The following is a 20,428-nucleotide window of genomic DNA, read 5'->3' on the forward strand; positions in this document are numbered from 1 at the left end:
CCTAAATTTGTGGCCATGAAAAATTTAGGAATTCTTTGTTTGCTGTTAATTTCCACGGGCCTTTTTGCCCAAAAGGCTCCACTACCTGTCGAGGTGATGGCCGGGAACAAGCGTGCCAATTTACTGATCATCATCAATCGTCCCATTGATGCTGCGGGGAAATTTAACTTCTTTAATGTGACCGTCGGTGCGGCAGATTATCAAAATACCCCCTCCGAAACGGAAATGGTCATCAATAATGCCATTACCTACAACTTAGGAAAAGGCTTAAGTGCGGCATCGGGTTTGCAGTGGCATTATAAATTGGGTTTTGTCCCCACACTCGGGTTTCAATTCTTAAAGGCCAGCCCGGATTACTTGGTGGTTATTTTCCCTACCTTTAATTTTAAACCCGAGCATGCATTTGAAACGGTGGCTTTAGCGGAATACAAACCTAAATTGAGTGAAAAGCTGCGTTTATACACACGTTTGCAAGGGCTATTGGTTCAGAATATTGAGGCAGGAACACATGCTCGCAGTGGCATTAGCTTTCGTGCGGGTATAAATTTTGATAAGTATATTATTGGTCTTGGATCCAATATTGATGCCTATGGCCCCATGAAGTTTGAGAAATCGAATCACGGATTATTTTTCCAAATGCGCTTATGATCAATAAACTAGCCATTCAATTACGCGAGATGCAGGACTTGTCCGAACATTGGGAGAAGAAGAATCCGGATGTCTCTGTGGAGTCCGTGGGATGGCATTTGTTGCATAATTTGCAAGTTATTAATGGTGTCATTGCTACACTTGCTTCGTCTGACCCCAGTGCTTATGCTCCTAAGTTTTCCTTTCTTAAATGGAGCATTTTGCTGACGAAGAAAATGCCCCGTGGCAAGGCGCGGGCCCCCAAGTCGGTAATGCCCACGCAAATCGATAAAGCGGAATTGGACGCTGCTCTCGACCGAGGAAGTTTGAGTGTATTGAATTTATTGAATCAATCGCCCAAACAGTATTTCACGCATCCATTATTCGGGGATTTAAACACGAAATTAACATCGCGTTTTTTGTGGATTCATACGGAACATCACCTTAAAATCGTGCGTGATATTCTGCGATAAGCGCGTCTAATTTTAGCTTGATTTCAGGATTTAATTCCGCAACCTTTCGCCGCGTTTCCAGATTGATCGGGAAGCCCATTTTTTGTAAAACATATTTTGCGCTGGTCGGGTAGCTTTGGTGCATGAGTTCCATGTGAGCCGAAAAGAATTCCTGTATATCTCTGTGCTTCTCAGGTGCTGCACAAAGTTTTACGATTAAGTCAGGGAAGTAATTTCCTTGAATACACGATAGCCCTTTAGCACCTGAATTTAGTGAATCAATCGCGTGTTCGATGTAGGCATCGTAGAGTCCAAAAACGCAGTTTTCGGCCGACTTAATTTTCGCGCGCACCTCATCGATTTTCAAGGACGTATCTTTGTGATAAACGAGTCGGCCCGTAGCAAGTAATTGCTCCAAAACCGGGATACTCACCAATCGTTTATAGGGTACCGGACATTCGTATATACCAAAGGGGATTCCCGGCGTCAGCGCTAACCATTCCTGCATTCGTTCTGTAAACAAATCATCCGTTTCGTCTTCTGTCACCAATTGATTATTCAACATAATCACCGCATCCACGCCCAAGGAATAGACTTGTTTGGAAAATTCAGCCATTTCTGGGATGCTACCCCCCATTGTTCCCGTGGCGACTACGGGAACACGGCCTGCTACTTGTTTTACCACGGTATCGATGACTTCGAGTCTTTCTTCGGGGCTCAATTCATACATCTCGCTGGAGAGACAATTGGCAAATAATCCCACGGCACCCGCATCTAAATAGAATTCGGTTAGGCGGCGTAAACCCGGATAATCAACTTGTAAGTTGCTCGTAAAAGGGGTCAACATGACCGGAATAAATCCTTCGGGCAGCTTCATCGCTCTTTCTTGAATGTTTGTACCCATATACCCACGGCCAAGATGGTCAGCGTACCGATGACGACTGTCATTTTCGTATCGAATGGACTACGTAAATTATCGGGCAGATTATCTTTGAACGACATCCAAGTAATGACGACGACGCCTGAAACGGCTGCAATGATGGCTGCTCCATTCGAAACCTTTTTGGCCAAAAATCCCAATAAAAATATCCCAAGCATTCCGCCCGCAAAGATTCCAGACAGTTTCCACCAGACATCCAATAAGCTCTTCACACCGATCATGCTGATTCCGAAAAGTATCCCCAAACAACCCATGACGATGGTGGAAATTCGTAAAACCCTCAATTGTTTTTGAGCGCTTATATCTGCCTGGATATAGCGCAAATAAATATCTTTCAAGAAAACAGTCGCCGAGCTGTTCATCCCAGAACTCATCGTGCTCATCCCGGCTGACAGTAGGGCGGCCAACAATAGTCCAAGCAAACCCTGTGGAATCTGGGTCTTCATGAAATGTGGCAAAACGCGGTCGGCATAATCGCTTGCTTGAAGGGCGTGGACCGACAAGTTTTTCTCCAAGGCAACCTGTTGCTTCAGCTCCCAAATCAAGCCGGGATTCAATTCGTAAAAGGCGTATAGTGCACTTCCGATGAAGAAGAAAAGAAAGGATACAGGGACATAATAGAGTACGCAAAGCCAGATACTTTTGGCGGCATCCTTCGTGTTTTTGGCGGTATGATAGCGCTGAATGTAGTTTTGGTCGACGCCAAAATTGGTCAGATTAATGAAGAATCCATACAGCAATATCACCCAAAAAGAACTTGTATGGAAGTCGGGCTGAAAAGTCCCCAAACTAAATTTATCCTGCTGCTGTCCGATGGCTATCACCTCCGTCAACCCAATCTGATTCAAGATTATTCCCAAAATCATCAAGGCCCCAAGGGTTTTCAAGATGGCTTGAATCACCTCCGTCCAGATGACGGCCTCCATGCCACCCAATACCGTATACAGGATGATGACCAGGCCAGCTACCATGATTATCAAGCGCATGTCCACGCCGGTCAATGCATTGATCGTGAGCGCCAATCCGTAGAAGATGGTTCCCATCCTTGCCAATTGCGTTAGGATGAAGCAAACCATCGCATAGGTCCGAGCCCAAGCTCCAAAGCGCTCCTCAAGATGAGAATAGGCGCTAATCGCATTTCCGTTCCGATAAAAAGGAACGAATAATTTACTCGCTACCCAAGCCGCTAAGGGAATGGAAAGGCTAAAAACAAAGGGATTCCAATTGCTCCCAAAGGATTTTCCCGGGTCCCCCAGAAACGTAATGGCACTCAAAAACGTGGCATAAAAACTTAAGCCCAAGGCCCAGCCCGGAATTTGACCGGAGGCTGTCGTGAACTGTTCTGAACTCTTATTCCGTCGGGAAAAATAGACTCCAACCCCTATCATGCAGAGTAAATAAACAGCAATAATGAGGAGGTCTAGCAGGGACATCTTACAAACTTAAGATCACATGTTTGATTTTCTTGCGCTTCCAGGTATAGGTAATGTGCACCTTCGAGTCGGAGGATTGGATCACCGCCGGATAGGAGAACTCGCCATTGGGTTCATTTTCCAAAACGGCAATGTCTTTCCAGTTTTGTCCATCCGAGGAGATCGCGACATTCAATGGGCTTCTACCCTTTTTGGTGTTGTTATAGATCATAATATGCCGACCGTCCTTGAGGGTCACCGCATCGATACCCGAGTTGGGATTAAGGAGCGAGGTGGGGGCTAAAGCCGACCACGTTTTTCCTTGATCTGAGGAGGTGCTTTGGAGGACGAAATCATTTTCCGACCGACAAACCAACTGCATTTTTCCGTCGGGAAGTTTTAAGATACTAGGTTGGATAGCAGAAGTGGTGACCCCATCGTTGAGGGCATCGGTTCTCGACCATGTTCTTCCGCCATCTTTCGTGAATTCCATGTGTAAGCGCCAGTCGTGATCCTCGGAACTTGAGGGGCAAAGGAGGGTTCCATCCGCTAATAATTCAGGTTTATTTTTGATGGGGCCGTAGATGTCTTTGGGTAGAACTTCTTCGGCCGACCATGTTTTGCCATCGTCTTTGGAGCGTTTTAAGGCACCCCACCATTCGTCGGGAGCCGGGCCAACTTTATAGAATAGGATGAGTTCTTTTCCGGGCATTTGAAAGAGCACGGGATTCCAAGTGGGATAGCGTTTCCCGCTAGACTGAATACCATTGGCGATTTCAACAGGCGTACTCCATTTGCCTTGATTGAATGCACTAAACCAAATTCCCACATCCGGATTTTTCTCATGGCTTCCTCCAAACCAGGCTGCTTTGATGCCCGAAGGAGTTTCGACCAAAGTTGATGCATGGCAAGATGGAAAGGGTGCTGTTTCGTAAATAAATGCGGCTTGTTCAACCTGCTGGGCATTTGCACACAGACAGGCCATGCCGAAAAGGCACAGGAATAGGAATCGTTTTCTCATAGGTTTAGATGCGCAGGGCTTTGAGCCACAGCGATTTGACAAAGCTATATGGAAAAAAACAAATTCAAATAGGTGGAGGCTAAATTATCAGTTAGCTGATTTCAATTCCGAAATCGCTTAGAAGGCCTGCAAGCCCTTCTTGGGAAAATTTGGCCTTTTTTAGGCGATTGATCGTTGGAGAGATTCGGTAATTGTAGGCTGTCCGTAAGTCGGCCTTCTCCAGATTCGTCCGATCAAACAAGGCTCCCGCTAAATCGCAATCCTCGAATTTGGCCTCCGTAAAATTAGCTTCCGTGAAATCGACTTCGTGGAGGGAGCATTCCTTGAGGGACATGCCTTTACCATTGATTTGATAGAAAGAGGAAAGGTTCAGTACACAATTTTGAAAATGTACTTCGAATAGGAAAGGGTTACAGGCTTCGAATCGAAGCCCCTGCATTTTGCAGTCTTTGAAATGAACTTTTTGCAATGAGGCCCCGCTCAATTTGACAAGACTGAAATTGCAACTTTCAAACGTGCAATTAACAAATTGATAATTTTTAAAATCGGCGGATTCAAAGACACAATTCCGAAAGGTACAGGCCTCGTACTCGCCCAAAGGGAGCTCTTGGATTTTATCAAAAACTTGGTCGGCGCTGTAGGGTTTTTCCATTTCGTAAAATTAGCATATTTGAGAAAAATAATTCATTTTTACGCACAAACCTATTCAACATGAAACAGACATTACTCGCTTTTGCCTTACTCTTAACGCTTCCTGCCTTGGCGCAAAAATTGTACACGTATCCAATCGGTGTGCAGGCATATACGTTCCGAAATCATTTTCCAAAGAGCACTGAAAACACCTTGGATATTATCCAAAAGATGGGAATTACTGAGTTGGAGGGTGGTGCCACTAAAGGATATACGGAGGAACAATTCAAGAAATTATGTACGGATCGTGGTATTACCATCGCTTCTACGGGGGTTAATTTTGATGAATTAGCGAATCCGATGGAGGCGGTTCGTCGGGCGAAAGCACTCGGTGCGAAGTTTATTATGTGTGCTTGGATTCCGCACAAGGGCTCCGACTTCACCTTGGAAGATGCGCAGAAAGCCGTTGCCCTTTTCAATAGCGCGGGCAAAATTTTCAAGGAAAATGGAATCACTTTTTGCTACCATGATCATGGCTATGAATTCCATGCCTACGAGGACGGTACCTTGATGGATTACATCATTAAAAATACCAATCCGGAGTACGTTTCCTTTGAAATGGATGTCTTGTGGACGATGCATGGCGGAGGCGCGGATATGCCGGTGAAATTATTAAAGAAGTATCCGAATCGCTGGAAATTGATGCACGTAAAAGACCTTCGTAAAGGAGTGAAAGGCGACCTAACGGGTGGTACGCCTGCGGAAAACGATGTACCGGTGGGAACGGGTCAGGGCAACTGGAAAGAGATTATCAAGCTCGCGAAGAAAAATGGAATAGCACATTGCTTCATCGAGGATGAAAGTAACCAAGAACTTGATTTTGTTCCGAGAAGTATCGAATATTTAAAGAACTTGTAACGAATATCCCTATTTTTGTTAGGTGGTCTACATAGGCCACCTATTTTTTTGTCCTTATGAGAAACATTGCCCTCTTTTTATTGTTGAGCCTCACGGCATTTGCCCAAGAAAAACACCGTCCTCAATTGCATTTCACACCGCCCAATATGTGGATGAATGATCCTAACGGGATGTTTTATGCGAATGGGACTTACCATTTATATTATCAATATCATCCAGAAAGTACGGTGTGGGGTCCCATGCACTGGGGGCATGCGACAAGTAAGGATCTGATGCATTGGGAGCATCAACCGATTGCCTTGTATCCGGACAGTTTGGGTTTAATCTTTTCGGGTTCTGCGGTAATTGATCATCAAAATACTTCGGGTTTTGGGAAGAAGGGGATAGCTCCTGTCGTTGCTATTTATACGAGCCATAACATGGATTGGGAGAAAGCGGGGCGAATCGATCGCGAAAACCAGAGCATTTCCTACAGTTTAGATGGTGGGCAGACTTTCACGAAGTTTGTGGGGAATCCGGTGATTAAGAATCCGGGTATTGCCGACTTCCGTGATCCCAATGTTTCATGGTATGAGCCCGGCAAAAAATGGATTATGGCCTTGGCAACGCAAGATCGGGAGACTTTTTATTCTTCGCCGGATTTGAAAAACTGGACGAAGGAGAGTGAATTTGGGGCTACCTTAGGCGCCCACGGGGGTGTTTGGGAATGTCCGGATTTGTTTCCAATGCAAGTGGAGGGTAAGACAAAATGGGTCTTAATCGTAAATATTAATCCGGGGGCGCCGAATGGCGGTTCGGGGGCGCAATATTTTGTCGGGGACTTCGATGGCCATCAATTTACACCGCAAGACCATGAAACTCGTTGGGTGGATTACGGTCGGGATAATTATGCCGGCGTTACCTTTCACGAGACGGGGGATCAGCGGATATTTATGGGTTGGATGTCGAATTGGGATTATGCGACTTTGGTGCCAACTGAGTCATGGCGAAGTGCGAACACCCTTGCCCGTGATTTGAAATTACAGGTTTTGGATGGTAAGTATTTCTTGAGTTCGATGCCGGTGGCTTCGGTTTCCAATTATGTTTCAGGTTCGCAAATTATTAAGACCAATAAGCGAGTAGAAACAGCTTCGGCTTTACAAAGACTCACCGGAAAAGTTCCGGTTCAGGATTTTTCGATTACGCTTTCGAATGCAAAAGGGGAACAAGTTATCATTGGATTTGAAGCAGCAACGAATCGCTATTATGTGGATCGGGATGCTTCAGGAGACATGCGCTTTAGTCCCAAATTTGCAGGAAAGGCCTATGCACCTCGCTTAGCTAAAACCGATACCATCGACTTTACGTTGATTACGGATGTAGCCTCTGCTGAGTTTTTTGCCGACGGCGGTTTGACGGCCATGACGACATGTTATTTTCCCAGCGAGACATTCAAGCAATGGAAAGTTACGGGTGCGAAAGGAATCAGCTTAACATTAGAAAGCTTAAAGCCTTCGATGTAGTTATTTGAGAATAGGCTTCAGCACGTTTAGTTTACCATCAACCTTGGACTCATCGAAGTTTAACTCGAGAATCTTTGCGACCATCGGATAGACATTGACATTCTCGAATGCGGGAATTTTTATTCCCAACTTGAATGCAGGTCCCCAAGCTTGAAAACTTGCCTGCATGTCTGGATGGTGGTTGTCATAGCCATGTTTTCCCGGACTCGTTTTCCGACTTCCCAAGTTGAAAATAGAAGGGTGATTAGGCACAAGTAAGATGTCGCCTAAGCGATTGAAATAATCATCCGATTTCCGGCAATGCCAATGTTCTGGCGTTTCATCCATCAGGTAGGTTTTATAAGTTGTGCTCTGCTTTAGTGCCGAGACCGTTCGGTTAATCGCCTCCGGATTTTTTGCATAAACATGCAATAGGGCATCCCCTGAGGGGACTTTAAAATTCGTTGTATCAAGTGGACTTGGCTTTTTTAAGGTGTTTTCGGTGTCCACGGTGGTCATTCCGTGATCAGAAACAAAGACATAATTGATAGGTAATTTTAATGGATCTAAAGCGGCTTGTAGCTGGGCGATACTTTGGTCGACCCATTTAACGGCATCCCCGACGCGTGGATCTTCGGGGCCATATTCATGCGCATCATGATCCACCTGTGGAAAATAGAAAGTGATCATGTGTGGTCTTTTTTCGGCCGGCAATGACAACCAATTTTTCACGGCTTGAATGCGTTGCTCAATCGGGATGCTTTCGTTGTAGACATAGTGATAGGTCGGTCGGATGCCTTGTATATCGGCCTCCGAAGCTACCCAGTAAAAGCTGGCGCTCAACATGCCTTGTTGTTCAGCTAAAACCCATAAAGGTGTCCCGCCATACCACTTTCCATCGGCCACCATTTTCTTATTTGACATGCTGTATTCTGTTTTCGAATTCACATCGTAGTAGCGGTTATCGACCAAACCATGATGGGCAGGGTATAAACCTGTTACAATACTGTAATGATTCGGGAAGGTCAGGGATGGGTAAGAGGGAATCATCGCGGCCGCCTTGACTCCTTTCGCTTCCCGGCTCTGTAAAAATTTGGCGCCGTATTTGACGGAGAAGTCGGAACGAAAACCATCGGCTGAAATCAAGATCACGTAGGGTTTCGCTTGTTGGGCCGCTGAATTCGTTCGCCCCGCCTGAACAATTTGGATGGTATCTTGGGCAAAGCCAATAAAACTAAAAAGGAGGGAGAGGACAAGGGAGGTCAGAATGCGCATGTGGATGAATTTAACGGTTCAATTTACCGATTTTATAGTCGCTAAAAAAAGCCCCAGGGTTTTCTGGGGCTTTGAAATTTAATCAAGATGTTATTTTCTATTTGCTCGGAGTACTGTACTTCTTCGCGCGCTCATCTTGAATTACGCCTTTCCAGTTCATACCGAAGCCAAAGTCATAGCGATGTCCTTCGGAATCTAAATGGCATTCCATGTCGAAAGGCACATCTTCGAATTGCTTTTCAACGGTCTGCATGCTCGCTGGCATCTGCATGGGAAGCAAGGCTTGTGGTTCGGCCTTACCGCTTAGGATATCTAGAATGGCTTGGTCTTGTACGCCAAAGCTGGCTAAAATCGCATCTGCTTTTCCCTCAAATTCCGCAAAAACCATCGGATTTGAAACATTGATTGAAACGATTAGTGGTTTTCCTTGCATTTTTTGACGCGTGTCTTCAATCATTTGGATGTCGGTCAAATTACGGGATTTTGCCATTTTACCCTTGTAGGAACGATTGGTAAAGTTTTCCAGGGGATCTCCTCCGGCGATACTAACCTCGCGCGCATCGTTTGCTACATAGTCGCCGTATTGTAGTGAAATGGGCAGATACCCATTGCCTCCTTTGGCCACATCCTCTTTATCATAGCCGATGCCTCCTTTGGGGTTTTCAATACATACCAAAGCAAGGTCTGCTTCGGCTGGATTTTCAGTAACATTAAAGTATTTTTTCACTAATTCCATGTTGATGGGATATTCATTCGAAGCCGGAATCGGGAATCCCAAGAAGTGACGGGATGGTGCGATGTATCGTCTTGGAATGTAAATCGTTTTCTTGGTTTGAAGCGGTAGAACGTTTGCCTTGTTTTTCAATAAAACGATTGATTGCAATTGCGCCTCATAGCCCGCTTGCATGAATTCGGGTTTACCCACAATAGCCTTTGTTTGATCGGGATTTTGGTAAGGATTTTCAAATAAGCCAACTTGGAAAATGTTGCGCAATAAACGGATAGCAGATTGCTCCATGCGGGCACGCATGAAGGCCTCGCCATATTCTTTGACACCCATCGCATAGGCCGCGATGATCGGTTTCATGTCGTTGTTTCCTCCAAATTGATCCACGCCAGCCATCAAAACCTTATAATGACGTTCCGCCATATTCAAGTTTTCAACGCCCCAAACCTTTCCGTCCACAAAGACATCCATGGCCTTATGATCACCGGTTACCGTCCAGTCGGTACAAACTACCCCATCGTATCCGTACTGCTTGCGGAGTAAGTCAGTCACCAAATATTTGTTGTAGTTATTCGCCACGTTTTCGTTCGTTTGGTTCCACGAAATGGTGTAATACGGCATCACGGCTGCAGCCTTTTTGGTTTGTCCTTGTAATTTAAAGGCCCCCTCTGTGAAGGGAATCAAGTGTTCCTTGAAGTTGTTACCCGGATAAACCGCAAACTTGCCGTTGGCATAATGCGCATCCCGACCGCCTTCTCCGGATCCTCCACCGGGCCAGTGTTTCACCATGGCATTTACGCTTAAGGAACCCCAGTTTTCATTTTGGAAACCATTGCAATAAGCCTCACCCATGGCTGCGGAAAGTTTAGAGCTTTCGCCGAAGGTACCGTCGAAACGTAACCAACGGGGTTCGGTTGCCATGTCAACTTGAGGTGAAAGTGCGGTGGCGATACCAAGCGCACGGTATTCTTGGGCTGCGATCCGACCGAATTTTTGAACTAATTCAGGCTTGAATGTTGCCGCCATTCCTAAGGAACTCGGCCACATTGAAATCAATCCACCTGCTGCCGCGTTGAATTCCGCACGCGCTTGTGTTCCATGGCGTGGGTCTGAACTGTTGTTGGCCGGAATCCCCTTGCCTACCGACTCGCAAAATGCCTGGATTTTATTGTTCCATTTCGCGGCATCTACGGGAGAGGAAACCGTCGTCAATAGGACGTGGCGCAGGTTATCTTCTTTTAAGAATTTCTTTTGTTGGTCGGTCAAATCGCTCGCATCCATCGTTTTGGGATCGAAGGGTTTGCCATTGTAGGTGCCGGCAAAATACCCTTCCGTACGTGCGGGAACGGCTTGGTGTCCGGAGTAAAGCATTAAACCTGCAATTTCCTCCACGCTTAATTGCTTCGCCAAATCTGCCGCGCGGACATCTACAGGCTTGCGCCAATCTTCGTAAATATCCAGTTTCCCGTTTTTGTTAAGGTCCTTAAATGAAAGGCCATCTTTCTTGATGATTTTCACTTGGGAGTCCGCGGTGTATCCAAGCGTCGGACCTTTGCTTTGCTTGACTTCGATGTGCTGCCCAAAGGCTGCCGAAGAAATGGCTATTAACGCTAATAATTTTTTCATGATTTAGGGTGTTTTTTGCAAATGTAGCAAAATGATACAATAATAAAAATAGGCTATTTTACTATTATTTTCCAGTTTTTCATTTGTGTCACGCGTGGGCTTTGTCCTTGTATGTAATACACACTTATTCGGTTATCCCCAATTTCCACATTTTCGATACTTGCCTCTTTCCACGCCGAAGGCATGCGTGGCGCGATGGTGATTTCTTTTAAGTCGGCTCGAGGTTTAATCCCAAAGAAATGTTCGACAATCGGAACGGCAAACCCGAATACATTCCAGGCTTGTGTCATCATCCCAAAATCCGGGGATACTTCATACATGCTGCCTGGCAAGGCGTAACTAAAGGAACGTGCGAGTTTTTGGATGTATTCGAGGGATTGATCCGGTCGACCGTATTGATTTTCGGCCACGGCCAACACGCCGGTCGGAAGTGTCATCACGGCACCCGTGTAGGTAAAAATCTTCGGGGCTTTGTAGGAGCCCGCATCCGAACCCGCGGAGGCATCCCGATCGATACCCGTCACAAAAAGACCAAATGGGTTCGTGAATTTTTTAGCCGTTTCCAGCCCTTTGATGGCTTTATCCGGATCAGCAATTCCAAATTCCATGGGGGAATTTACCACCCAATTGTGGTGAACTACGAACGGTCTTGCTTGATTGCTTGGATGCGTTTCGATGTACGTTTGGGTTTGCTTAAGTTCCGTAACAGCCCACGGTTTGTGTAAAGTATCCGCTCGTACGATGGCTTGTTTGATGAGTTCAATCGCCTCGGCGTCCTTACTGAGGAAGTCGGCATATGACCCAAACTCCTCATTCCAAAAACGCTCATTGATTTGTTTTTTCAATCGAATCGCTTTTTCGGCGTATTCTTTCTTTAATGCCTTCTCGCCTAAAACATCCGCCATTTGCGATGCATCTTCCAGGGCCTTTTGGGTATAGCATGCTACATCAATCATCTCGCTGTGGAGTCCTTGGATTTCCATCATGCCGGGTCCGTCGGGAAATCCGTTTTGATCTTTATCATTTTCGGTAAGTAACCAGTTCAGGCCTTTCTGGATGTTTGGAAAGTATTTTTTGATGAGGTTTTTATCCCCGGTCCATTTGTAAGCCGTCCAAACCAAAGAGGCAAATTGGGGTGTCTCGTTCAAGTTGCCCGGATTAAACACGACACCATTGGTGGAAACTTCGTGAACGATCCGACCGTTTTTATTTGCTTTCAGCGAAAGCTGGTGAATCAAATCAATGGATTTCAGGCTCAAGTCTTTTTGCCCAATCGCCAGTGCGCCTTGTAGTGCATATTCGCTGTCGGTCCCAAACCACCACGGATAATCGGGTAGTCCGGCGCTAATTCCCCGACCGATTCCCGGCACGTCCCGGGTTAGGCCATCGGTATTGAATTGCAACCAAGTATAAGCTTCTTGGATTTTTTTATCGGGAATATTGATCTTGCTTTTTTGTGCCAAGGCCTGTAGCCGGGTCCATTTTTGCTTAAATAATGTTGCTGGTTTATGGCTGATTTTCGAATAGCTTTTTGCTGCGTCTTGAAGCGATTGGGGTGAACCGGCTATGAAGAATTGAATATGTATTTTGCCCTTTGCGGGAACGTTTAATTGGTAGTTGATGGATTTCACGATTCCCTTTCCGATGGAATTGAAGGGGATGGGCGCAGCACCGGGTAGTCCATTTTGATTGGATCCTACTATGGCAAACCAGGGATTCTTGGCATCTTGAAATACCCAGCGGTTCGCGGTAAAAGTTGCGATATCCGGGTGGTCGGTCATAGCTGTGCGTTCCCCTAGCCACGTAGGGCGGAGATCTGATTTCGCTTGAAAAACCAAGGGAGTATGAATTACTTGATTCGTTTTGTTTTCGACTTCAAGTTCAATGATGCATCCTGCGATCCCATCGGGCACGAATTGGACCCGATTGATGATGAAATTCTTGGTCTGGTAGCGATGTTGGTTCGCCATCGGGAAATTGATAAAGCTTTCCGCATTCGTTAAATCCTGTCCATCGATGGAAACAATAAAGCCATCGAGGAGTTTAATGGGATGAGCCCATATGCCACCCATTTCGCTGGTGATGTGCCAGCCTAAATCTGGGAATTGTCCGTTTTGATGGCCGATAACATAGAGTCGGTCTCCCGTCGTGGCAAAAGGGGAATTCAGGTATTCCTTTTTCCCTTCGATGCTAGGTAAAGCATTAACGAGTTCGTTCAGGCTTTGGGATTTTAAAGTATTCGTAAAAAGGATAAACAAAAGAAGGACTAAAAGGCGCATAGCTTCGGGTAAAATTCTGCCGAATTTACGTTAAATTGCTGAGATGAAAATAGAAATTTGGAGTGATATCATGTGTCCGTTTTGTTACATCGGAAAACGGCATTTGGAGAAGGCCTTGGAAACTTTCTCGGCGCGTGATCAGGTGGAAATAGAATGGAAAAGTTACCAGTTGGACCCTAGCATTCCCATGTCATTTGAGAAACCCGTTGGCGTATATGAATATTTGGCAGATCGTAAGGGATGGAGTTTGGAGCAGTCGGAGCAGATGCACGATCGTGTGGTGGAGATGGCGGCGACGGTAGGTTTGGAATATAATTTTGACCGCGCGGTGGTCGCGAATTCGTTGTATGCGCATCGGGTGATACAATTGGCCAAAGAAAAAGGCTTGGATGATGTAATTGAGGAGCTATTTTTCCGGGCTTATTTTACGGATGGCAGGGATTTAGCATCGGTTGAAACCTTAGTTGAATTGGGAGAGGAGGCAGGGTTGGAGGCCTCTGAAATTCGCGCGGCGATTGCGAGTGAGGAATTGGCTTATCGGGTGAGCCAGGACATTCAGGAAGGAGTTAATTTAGGTGTTCGCGGGGTTCCCTTTTTTGTGTTTGACCGCAAATATGGGATATCGGGTGCGGAGCCGATACAAGTTTTTATCGATACATTAAACCAAACAATACAAGATGCAAGTTAAAGGATATGGCGCTACGAGCGCGGAGGTGCCTGTGGCGCCAATCGTTTTTGAACGCCGTGAGGTGGGACCACATGATATTCAGATAGACATTGAATATTGTGGGGTATGTCATTCCGACATCCACATGGTTCGCAGCGAGTGGGGACCCTCGATTTATCCAATCGTTCCCGGACATGAGATTGTTGGGAAAGTAGTTGCGATCGGTTCGCATGTGACGAAATTTAAGGTCGGCCAAACAGCCGGTGTTGGGGTTTTTGTGGATTCTTGTCGGGAATGCCCCTCTTGCCAAAAAGGTCAAGAGCAGTATTGCGATGAGAACATGACGGCGACCTACAATGATTATTACCGGGATGGAAAGACGCAGACTTTTGGGGGTTATTCTGCGAATTATGTGATTGATGAAAAGTATGCCTTGCATGTGAACTTTGAGGAGGGGGATTTAGCGCGTGTGGCTCCATTGTTGTGTGCCGGGATTACGACCTATTCACCGTTGCGCTTTGCCGGTGTGGGCAAGGGGCACAAAGTCGCGGTCTTGGGATTGGGCGGTTTGGGTCATATGGCAGTGAAATTTGCGGCATCTTTTGGTGCGGAAGTAACGATGTTGTCAACATCCCCTTCGAAAGAAGCCGATGCGAGCTCCTTAGGAGCACATCATTTTGCCTTATCCACAGATCCAAAGCAAATGGAAGCCTTGAAGGGCGAGTTTGATTTTATTCTGAATACGGTTGCCGCGAAGCATGATATTAATGCGTTTTTGGGCTTGTTGAAAGTGGAGGGGAAGATGTTATTAGTAGGTATTCCTCCGGAGGACAATACGTTCGGTGCGGCGACCTTGATCTCGAAGCGTCGTAGTATCGTGGGCTCGATGATTGGTGGAATCGCGGAGACGCAGGAGATGTTGGACTACTGCGCGGAACACAAAATTTTGTCGGACATTGAATTGATTTCCATGCAGGATATTAATGGCGCCTATGAGCGTGTGATTAAGTCGGATGTGAAATATCGTTTCGTGATTGATATGAAGACTTTGTAGATTTTTATTTATTTAAGTAACAATTGCGCTGCCGAGGTCCCCGACCTTGGCAGTGTTGTTTTTGGGATATAGGTAGAGAAAAAACATGGTTTCGTCTAAATGTTTTTCCTTTATGTGGGACATAAATTAATTTCGGATTCCAAAAAACTGAAAGAAATATGCATTCATTCTCGCTTCCCTTGGCTGCTTTGTCGGCCTTCGTTCCCAATCAATCCGGTGTTTTAGCAGCTCATTTTGAGCAAGTTTTAGGTACGTCTTTGGACCTGAAGATCGTGGCTAGTTCGTTTGAATTAGCGGAAAAGGCGGAGGCGAAAGTCTTAGATGAGTTTCGTCGTTTGCAGTCTATTTTAGGTAGTTCTGAGTCAAACGAATTTGGCCAATGGCTAAAATCACAAGGGGAAGAGGTTGCTGTTTCACCTGAAATCTCGGAAGTACTGGGTTTGTTTGATACGTGGAAACAGGAGTCTTATGGAGCCTTGAATGCAGCGGCGGAAGAAATTAAGGTGAATGGATTTTCCGACAAAGTGAATCAGCCGCATTGGGAACTAGGCGATGGAACGGCCAGACACCTGAGTGATGCGGCATTGCGTTTACACACCTTTACCAAGGGTTATGTGATGGAGCAGGTAGCAGATGCGGTACTGGCAGAACCAGGTGTCCACGGAGTGCTCTTGAATGTAGGCGGTGATATACTTGCCAAAGGTGATTTACGGGAATCTGTTCGTGTATCGGATCCCCAAGCTGATGCAGAAAACGGACAATCTTTGAGTACGGTTACGATTGAAAATCAAGCCATTGCAACGAGCGCAAATACCCGTCGGGGAGCGCACATAGTTGATCCAAGAACCGGAGAAATCGCAGCAGGCAGTATGTCTTCAACGGTTATTCATCCTAACGCAGTAACTGCAGGGGCTTTGGCAACAGCTTTTAATGTGTTATCAGTGGAGGAATCGAAAGTTTTGGCATCAAAATATCCGGAGGCCGAATATTTGATTGTGGATATGGGGGGAGAGACGCATGTCAGCGAAAACTGGTCGGGGCGTTCGCCGCTGATCGATTCACCTATCGAGATGGTTCATGTAAAGGATAAGTTATGGACAGCGGGTCAGGAATTGTTGATTAATGTGGAATTGGCCAATTTGGGTGGAGGCGCCCGTCGGCCTTATGTGGCCGTTTGGATTGAGGATGAGCAACATAAGCCGGTTCGTCGTTTAGCCTTGTGGTATCGGAAGCCTCGTTGGCTCCCAGATTTGCGTTCGTTTTCGGACGCACAGCGTGAGGTACCGATTGATTTGATGTCGATTGCCTCTGCGACGCGGTCGGCGGGCAATTATTCCTTGATTTGGGATGGTAAAAATGACAAAGGGGAATATGTGGCTTTGGGGAATTATACGGTCTACATCGAGGCGGCTCGTGAGCATGGAACATATCAATTGATGAAGCAGACGATGAAGTTTGATGGCAAGGCGAAGTCGCAGGCTTTGTCGGGAAATGAAGAGGTTTCTGGCGCGAATTTGGTTTATAAAACAAAATAGAATGAAGCGGAAATTAGCGGAATGGTCTCGGTGGTTACACATCTATTTGTCGATGTTTAGTTTCGTTATTGTGCTTTTTTTCGCGGTGACGGGCTTGACACTGAATCATTTGGATTGGTTTCCGGAAAAGGAAAGTTTGGAAGAGGTCGATGGCAAATTGGACGCTTCGTGGGTAAATGGATCGGATACCACGTTGGTGAAAAAGATGGAGATTGTGGAATTGTTCCGTGCGAAATACGGGGTGAATGGCTTATTGAACGATTTTAGAATCGATGAAACGGAAGTTTCGGTTTCTTTTCAAGGGCCCGGTTACACGGCGGATGTATTTATTGATCGCGCCAAAGGGACCTTTCATTTGACGGAAAGAACTCTGGGTTTCGTGGCTTGGATCAATGATTTACACAAGGGCCGCGACACGGGTCAAGGCTGGAAATGGGTGATCGATTTCTCGGCCATTTTTATGAGTTTGATTTCCTTGACGGGCATCATTTTATTGCTTTTTCTGAAAAAAAAGCGGTTAAACGGAATTATTTGGCTGGTTGCCGGTATGGCCGTGGTGGTTCTTTTATACTTTTTTACGTGGCTTTAATTTTAAGCTATCCGCTGGATAAGTAGCCTTTAAATTGTCCATTTGGGATTTTGCCCAGGAAATTAAGGCGTCTTTTTCGGCTTGACTTAGGTTGGCCTTGGGGTGTAGCCCAAAATAGGTATACGATGGCATGGGCATTTCGCCTTCCTCGACGGTTTCGATAACTTCTTCTAATTTATGGTTTTGAACCGCGAGGGGAAGTTTGGTAAATGTTGAAAAATTCAAGTGTTCTTTTCCTTCTTCGATGTGGTGATTAAGCCAGAAACCGACCGGCTGGATGTTGGAGTACCAAGGATAGGTGCTCAAATTCGAGTGACAATCGTTGCAGGCGTTTTTCAGCGTTTCTTGTACGGGTACGGGAATGGAATATTTCGTGGAGATATCGTAGGTATAGTCCTTGCTTTCATTTTTTTCGGGATGAATAAATTGGATAGCAAGCAAAATGAGGGGCAATGCAAGTAATAATTTTTTCATGTTTGTTTCTTCGGGTTGTATCGGAAATCTAACAAATATCTTTGAATTAAATGACTAAATTTGACTTCAATTAACCAAGGCAGATGAAATTTATTCAAAAAAAGGATGGTTTATTAATCTTATTAGGTGTCTTACCTGCTGTTTTCTTTGCTTGGACCTTGTTTCATAACGCCTCCAATACGCCTTGGTTAGACGATTTTGAAGTTGCCCCGATGACCTTGTTTAATTGGATACATGAATCTAATTGGGGGAATCGTTGGGCACTTTTATGGTCTCCCAATAATGACCATCGTGTCGTTTTATTGAAGGTTTTGGTGGTTTTGAATTATTATCTTTTTGGTCAGATGAGCATCAAGTGGATTATATGGGAAACGCACCTCTATTTAATTCCCTTGTACATCATTATTTGGAAGAGCCTTCCCAAAGAAAATAGGCTCACAATGTTTATTCCTGCGCTTTTTTTATTCTTGAATTTCCAATATTTTTTATCGTCATACTGGATGATCGCTGCGGCGCAGCATAATTTGGTGATAGGGTTTGGCGGGGTATCGATGTTTTTATTGACTCGTCCGACAAGAATCAATTTGATTGGAGCAATATTTTTTGCTCTGCTGGCGAGTATTTCAAATTCTGATGGTATGTTTTTTATTATCATTGGATCATTGGTTTTGTTTTTGCAGCATCGACTTCGGCATTTGTTTATTTGGGTTGTGGTGTTTGTTTTTATGTTGTTTTTGATCTTCTGGAATTACCCGAGTATGAGTTATCATGAGCGGGGTTTAAGCTACTTTTTTGAGCATCCTCTGGAGAGCGTGCAGGGATTTTTTGTCTTTATGGGTGGGGGATTCGACTTTTGGTATCGAGAATTATCGCACTTTAGACTTTGGCAAACTGGTCTAACTGGATTTTGCCTGATATTCATGATGGGGGCGGCTGTATATTATTTTTTGTTCCAAAGCCCTTGGAAGGAGCAGCTAAACAAATGGCGTTCGCGGGATTTAGTCAACCCTAGTATCTCGTTTATTTCTGCTATGCTAGGATTCTGCCTTATGAATGCCTTGGCGATCAGTATTATGCGTTCATCTTCGGGGGAATTCGTCTATTTAATAGGGAATTACAAGATTTACCCGACCTTAGCCTTGCTTTTTGTCTATTTATTGGCATTGCATGTATGGAAGTCCTTCGGAGTTTATCGATACCTTTTCGTTTGTTTGAGTTTTGTTTTTTGGTCATTCAGTATTTGGAATTCCGTGACGGATGTCGCAAAACGCAGGGTGACGCTCGCTGCGGAATATCAAAAATTAATGAACGGGAAAGGGGGCTTAGGATTTACCGATGCGCAGCAAGCTAAATTCGGGATTGTCAAAACAATGAAGTATTTTGAATCAAAACAAATGTACGATGCGGATTAAATGGGCACTTATTTTCTTGGTATTTTTAAGCAGTTTTACATTAGATAATGGCCATAAGTTAGAAATCGAGGCCTTTCGGAAAGCAAGAATCGAGAACTTGAAATCTGAAAATGGTTGGCTAAATCTAGCCGGCTTGTTTTGGCTGAAAGAGGGGGCTAATACGTTTGGTGGAAGTGAAAAAAACGATTTTGTTTTTCCTTCGGATCATTCAGATGAGTTTTTGGGGCAACTATTATTAAAGAATGGTCAGGTGTATTACCAAACCGTCAGCGATACCATGTTAGTGTACCGAGATGACATGAAAGCTCCTGTAATTTCGCATCGCTCCTTGCGCTGGTTCATCATCAAACGCGGGGATAAATATGCAGTCCGATTGCGCGATTTGGAGGGGGAATATTTGAAGGCGTTCAAAGGGATAGATTACTTCCCAACAGACGAAAAATATCGTATTGTGGCTGATTTCATTCCTACGAAAGGAAAGATGATGACGATTATTGATGTAACAGGTCGTTCTTATCAATTGGAATCGCCGGGGATGCTTCGCTTTACGATTGGAAAGAAAACCTACCAACTGGAAACAAGTCAAGAAGGGGATAATTTATTTATTGTATTTGGCGATTTGACGAACAAGAAACAAACGTATGGTGCTGGACGATTCATTGAAACGGCTTTACCTGATGCGAATGGAAAGGTGGTAATTGATTTCAATAAAGCATACAATCCTCCATGTGCATTTACACCCTTTGCGACGTGTCCACTTCCGACTCCAGCGAATAAATTAGCCGTAGAAATTCGTGCAGGGGAGCAGTTTCATGGTCATTGATGAAAAGCGTATTTGTGCATCGCTAATCCTTCTCTTTCGAATAATTCTTGCAGGCTAAAGCCTAGTTTTAGCAATAATTTGATCGACGTAGCGTTTTCGGCCTGGCATATCGCCAAGACGCTTGCATGATTGTTTTTCTGGTGCGCCAGCCATGTTTGACTTGCCTCAAAGGCATATCCTTTCCCTTCAAATTCTGGCAATAAGGCATAGCCTAAATCCGGAGCAGGCAGGAAATCGCGCTTTACCCATGTTACGACGCCAAGACAGTCTTTTGTTTCTTTATTTCGGATGACCCAGTAAGTGATATCAGGATCATTGATTAGGTTAGCGATGTAGGCTTCGGCTTCTTCGATTGTTCTAACTTGGCGATCCCCAATGAAGCGGATAAAACCCGGACTGTTCAACAGGTTAAGCATAAAGTCGGCATCATCAAGTGCTACCGGACTAATATGCAGTCGATTCGTGAGGAGGAATTCCATCGTTTTC

General features: G+C 45.1%; 19 protein-coding genes. 10 read left to right on the forward strand and 9 right to left on the reverse strand.

All coding sequences use genetic code 11. From position 1 onward, the window contains the following. Positions 1-15: 15 nt before the first annotated feature. Complete coding sequence (locus ACMH5P_RS08620) at positions 16-648, forward strand: hypothetical protein (protein WP_459493950.1); 633 nt, start codon at positions 16-18, stop codon at positions 646-648. After that, on the forward strand, positions 645-1,100 hold the full coding sequence (locus ACMH5P_RS08625) for a DUF1569 domain-containing protein (protein ID WP_459493952.1): 456 nt from the start codon (positions 645-647) through the stop codon (positions 1,098-1,100). The genes ACMH5P_RS08620 and ACMH5P_RS08625 overlap by 4 nt, the downstream gene beginning before the upstream one ends. On the opposite strand, the gene ACMH5P_RS08630 is transcribed toward ACMH5P_RS08625, so the two are convergent. The 4 genes from ACMH5P_RS08630 to ACMH5P_RS08645 all read right to left on the reverse strand — a co-directional run bounded on the left by ACMH5P_RS08630 (position 1,072) and on the right by ACMH5P_RS08645 (position 5,104). Continuing rightward, positions 1,072-1,956 carry a dihydrodipicolinate synthase family protein gene (locus tag ACMH5P_RS08630; RefSeq protein WP_459493953.1) on the reverse strand — a complete coding sequence of 295 codons (885 nt, stop codon included), beginning with the start codon at positions 1,954-1,956 and terminating at the stop codon, positions 1,072-1,074. The two genes, ACMH5P_RS08625 and ACMH5P_RS08630, sit on opposite strands and share 29 nt — an antisense overlap. Further along, positions 1,953-3,452, reverse strand: coding sequence for a sodium:solute symporter family protein (locus ACMH5P_RS08635; protein ID WP_459493954.1), 1,500 nt, complete (start codon positions 3,450-3,452; stop codon positions 1,953-1,955). The genes ACMH5P_RS08630 and ACMH5P_RS08635 overlap by 4 nt, the downstream gene beginning before the upstream one ends. A 1-nt stretch (position 3,453) precedes the next feature. Next, positions 3,454-4,452: a sialidase family protein gene (locus tag ACMH5P_RS08640; protein ID WP_459493955.1), complete on the reverse strand. Its 999-nt coding sequence runs from the start codon at positions 4,450-4,452 to the stop codon at positions 3,454-3,456. A 91-nt stretch (positions 4,453-4,543) separates the two neighbouring features. Beyond that, positions 4,544-5,104, reverse strand: a complete 561-nt coding sequence (locus ACMH5P_RS08645) for a pentapeptide repeat-containing protein (protein ID WP_459493956.1) — start codon at positions 5,102-5,104, stop codon at positions 4,544-4,546. A gap of 59 nt (positions 5,105-5,163) precedes the next feature. On the opposite strand from ACMH5P_RS08645, the gene ACMH5P_RS08650 reads away from it, so the two are divergent. Beyond that, positions 5,164-6,000: a sugar phosphate isomerase/epimerase family protein gene (locus ACMH5P_RS08650; protein ID WP_459493957.1), complete on the forward strand. Its 837-nt coding sequence runs from the start codon at positions 5,164-5,166 to the stop codon at positions 5,998-6,000. 56 nt (positions 6,001-6,056) lie between these two features. Continuing rightward, entirely contained in the window at positions 6,057-7,502 is a 1,446-nt protein-coding gene (locus tag ACMH5P_RS08655) for a glycoside hydrolase family 32 protein (protein WP_459493958.1), read from the forward strand. Here the strand turns inward: ACMH5P_RS08655 and ACMH5P_RS08660 are convergent, their stop codons facing one another. The 3 genes from ACMH5P_RS08660 to ACMH5P_RS08670 all read right to left on the reverse strand — a co-directional run bounded on the left by ACMH5P_RS08660 (position 7,503) and on the right by ACMH5P_RS08670 (position 13,388). Next, positions 7,503-8,756: an alkaline phosphatase family protein gene (locus tag ACMH5P_RS08660; protein WP_459493959.1), complete on the reverse strand. Its 1,254-nt coding sequence runs from the start codon at positions 8,754-8,756 to the stop codon at positions 7,503-7,505. It lies immediately after the preceding gene. Between the two features lie 97 nt (positions 8,757-8,853). Further along, positions 8,854-11,109, reverse strand: a complete 2,256-nt coding sequence (locus ACMH5P_RS08665; RefSeq protein ID WP_459493961.1) for a glycoside hydrolase family 3 protein — start codon at positions 11,107-11,109, stop codon at positions 8,854-8,856. A 53-nt stretch (positions 11,110-11,162) separates the two neighbouring features. Continuing rightward, positions 11,163-13,388 carry an alpha-L-rhamnosidase-related protein gene (locus tag ACMH5P_RS08670; protein WP_459493962.1) on the reverse strand — a complete coding sequence of 742 codons (2,226 nt, stop codon included), beginning with the start codon at positions 13,386-13,388 and terminating at the stop codon, positions 11,163-11,165. 43 nt (positions 13,389-13,431) lie between these two features. Here ACMH5P_RS08670 and ACMH5P_RS08675 point away from each other — a divergent pair, with 43 nt between their 5' ends. The 4 genes from ACMH5P_RS08675 to ACMH5P_RS08690 all read left to right on the forward strand — a co-directional run bounded on the left by ACMH5P_RS08675 (position 13,432) and on the right by ACMH5P_RS08690 (position 17,233). Then, positions 13,432-14,076: a DsbA family oxidoreductase gene (locus ACMH5P_RS08675; protein WP_459493963.1), complete on the forward strand. Its 645-nt coding sequence runs from the start codon at positions 13,432-13,434 to the stop codon at positions 14,074-14,076. Continuing rightward, positions 14,066-15,109 (forward strand): NAD(P)-dependent alcohol dehydrogenase, encoded by a 1,044-nt coding sequence (locus ACMH5P_RS08680; RefSeq protein ID WP_459493964.1) that lies wholly within the window; start codon positions 14,066-14,068, stop codon positions 15,107-15,109. Before ACMH5P_RS08675 ends, ACMH5P_RS08680 begins: the two co-directional genes overlap by 11 nt. Before the next feature lie 158 nt (positions 15,110-15,267). Beyond that, positions 15,268-16,644 carry a DUF2271 domain-containing protein gene (locus tag ACMH5P_RS08685; protein WP_459493966.1) on the forward strand — a complete coding sequence of 459 codons (1,377 nt, stop codon included), beginning with the start codon at positions 15,268-15,270 and terminating at the stop codon, positions 16,642-16,644. 1 nt (position 16,645) lies between these two features. Then, positions 16,646-17,233, forward strand: a complete 588-nt coding sequence (locus tag ACMH5P_RS08690; protein WP_459493968.1) for a PepSY-associated TM helix domain-containing protein — start codon at positions 16,646-16,648, stop codon at positions 17,231-17,233. Here the strand turns inward: ACMH5P_RS08690 and ACMH5P_RS08695 are convergent. After that, complete coding sequence (locus ACMH5P_RS08695; protein WP_459493970.1) at positions 17,210-17,707, reverse strand: heme-binding domain-containing protein; 498 nt, start codon at positions 17,705-17,707, stop codon at positions 17,210-17,212. The genes ACMH5P_RS08690 and ACMH5P_RS08695 overlap by 24 nt on opposite strands. 83 nt (positions 17,708-17,790) lie before the next feature. On the opposite strand from ACMH5P_RS08695, the gene ACMH5P_RS08700 reads away from it, so the two are divergent. Both ACMH5P_RS08700 and ACMH5P_RS08705 read left to right on the forward strand, forming a co-directional pair. Beyond that, a complete protein-coding gene (locus ACMH5P_RS08700; protein WP_459493971.1) occupies positions 17,791-19,119 on the forward strand; it encodes a hypothetical protein in 1,329 nt (442 codons plus the stop codon). After that, a complete protein-coding gene (locus tag ACMH5P_RS08705; protein ID WP_459493972.1) occupies positions 19,109-19,942 on the forward strand; it encodes a DUF1684 domain-containing protein in 834 nt (277 codons plus the stop codon). The genes ACMH5P_RS08700 and ACMH5P_RS08705 overlap by 11 nt, the downstream gene beginning before the upstream one ends. Here the strand turns inward: ACMH5P_RS08705 and ACMH5P_RS08710 are convergent. Further along, on the reverse strand, positions 19,936-20,421 hold the full coding sequence (locus ACMH5P_RS08710) for a GNAT family N-acetyltransferase (RefSeq protein WP_459493974.1): 486 nt from the start codon (positions 20,419-20,421) through the stop codon (positions 19,936-19,938). The genes ACMH5P_RS08705 and ACMH5P_RS08710 overlap by 7 nt on opposite strands. Positions 20,422-20,428 lie beyond the last annotated feature (7 nt).

It is taken from the genome of Aquirufa sp. 5-AUSEE-100C1 (genome assembly GCF_054558655.1).